Below are 2,262 nucleotides of genomic sequence, written 5' to 3' on the forward strand. Positions count from 1 at the left end.
GGTCAGCTCCTCGGCCGTCTCCCGGTCGAACAGGTCCAGCGCGAACTCCAGATGACCGGCCAGCGTCCGCTCCCCGGACTCCGCCCGCACCTCGTTCATCGTCATCATGAGGTCGAACTTGGCCGTCCCGGTGACCGCCGACTCCAGGGACCACCCGGACTCGGCGCGGGCCGGTTCGACCCAGGCGGCGTCCTGCAGCACGAACATCGCCTGGAAGAGGGGGTGGTAGGCCCGCGAGCGGTCGGGGTTGAGCAGTTCGACGAGCCGCTCGAACGGCAGGTCCTGGTTCTCGTACGCCGCCAGGGCCTTGCCCCGGACCCGGTCCAGGACGGTGCCGAACGACGGGTTCCCGGACAGGTCGGCGCGCAGCACCCACGTGTTGACGAAGAAGCCGATCAGGTCGGTCAGCGCCTCGTCGGTACGGCCGGCGATCGGCGAGCCGATGACGACGTCCTCGCCGGCGCCCAGCCGTGAGAGCAGCACCGCGAAGGCCGACTGCAGCACCATGGACGTGGTCGCGCCCCGGCCGAGTGCCAGCTTCTCCAGTTCGGCGAAGAGTCCCGGGCGCAGCTCGAAGTCGGCCATGCCGCCGCGGAAGGTCGCCACCGCCGGACGTGGACGGTCCAGCGGCAGCGCCATCGGCTGTACCACGTCCGCCAGCTCGTCGCGCCAGTAGGCGAGCTGCCGACCGACCAGGCTGTCGGGGTCGGACTCGTCGCCCAGGAGTCCGCGCTGCCACAGCGCGTAGTCCGGGTACTGCACCGGCAGTGGCGCCCAGTCGGGGGCGTGGCCGGCCTGGCGGGCCTCGGCGGCCCGGGCGATGTCCCGGGCGAAGGCGGACATCGAGCCGCCGTCACCGGCGATGTGGTGCACGACCATCACCAGCAGCTGGGTCTGCCCGGTTCCCTCGCCGTCCGCCGCGACGCGGAGCAGGCGGCCGTGGATGGGGAGTTGGGTGGCGAGGTCGAAGGGGTGCTGTACGACCTCGGTGACCGCGGCGTCCCGGTCGGCCGCGGCGACGTCGAGGCGCGGCAGCTCGAACCGGATCCGGTCCGGTGGCAGGACGTGCTGGTGGGCGACGCCGGAGGCGTCGGCGGTGAACAAGGTCCGCAGGCTCTCGTGCCGGACGATCACGTCGGTGACGGCGGCCTCGAGGACGGCACGGTCCACGTCGCCGGGGAGCCGCACGGCGAGCGGGATGTTGTACGTGGCCGAGGGGCCCTCGTACTGGTGGATGAACCAGAGCCGCTGCTGGGCGTAGGAGAGCGGCACCCGCTCCGGGCGCTCGGCGGCGGTCAGTGGCGGTCGGGTGGCTCCTTCGGTCAGCCGGGCGGCCAGGCCGGCCACGGTCGGGGACTCGAAGACGGCGGTGATCGGGAACTCGGCGTCCATGGCGGCCCGGACCCGGGCGACGAGGCGGGTGGCGCGCAGTGACTCGCCGCCGAGCGCGAAGAAGTCGTCGTCGATGCCGACGCGTTCCCGGCCGAGGACGTCCGCGACGATGTCCGCGAGGACCTGCTCGCGCGGGTTCCTGGGCGCGCGGTAGGGGCGTGCGGCACTCTCCGGTTCCGGGAGTGCCCGGCGGTCCAGCTTTCCGTTGGGTGTCAGCGGGAAGTGGTCCAGCACCATGATCACGGCCGGGACCATGAAGTCCGGCAGGCGTTCGCCGGCGTGGTGGCGGAGCTGGTCCGGGTCGGGAGCGGGGGCCGGCTGGCCGGCGGTGCGGGCCGGAACCACGTAGGCCACCAGTTGCCTGGCGGCGTCGGTGCCGTGTGCGACGACCACGGCCCGGTCGACCGCCGGGTGGGCCTCCAGGGCCGCTTCGACCTCGCCGGGTTCGATGCGGATGCCGCGTACCTTGACCTGGACGTCGGCGCGGCCGACGTATTCAAGTACCGGCCCGGTGTCGGATCCGGGCCGTGGTTCGATCCAGCGGACCAGGTCGCCGGTGCGGTACAGCCGCCCACCGGGTTCCGCGCCGAACGGGTCGGCCACGAACCTCGACGCCGTCAGATCGCCACGTCCCCGGTAACCCCGTCCGACGACCTCGCCGCCGACGTAGAGTTCACCGGCCACGCCCACCGGTACGGGACGCAGGTTGGGTCCGAGGACGTACATGCGGACGCCGTCCAGGGGGCTGCCGATCGGCACCGGCCCCTCGTCATGGACCCCGGCGGGCACCTCGTACGTGGAGTCGTAGAACGTCTCCGACTGGCCGAACGAGTTCACCACCCGCACCCCCGGCCACACCGCACGCACCCG

At 72.7% G+C, this 2,262-nt stretch carries 1 protein-coding gene; it reads right to left on the reverse strand.

Annotated features, from left to right (window positions below; translation table 11 throughout):
* A partial coding sequence (locus tag ACWCPN_RS34780; RefSeq protein WP_451214576.1) for a condensation domain-containing protein occupies positions 1-2,259 on the reverse strand: 2,259 nt, incomplete at its 3' end.
* Between the last annotated feature and the right edge of the window lie 3 nt (positions 2,260-2,262).

The organism is Streptomyces sp. NPDC002386 (genome assembly GCF_053593175.1).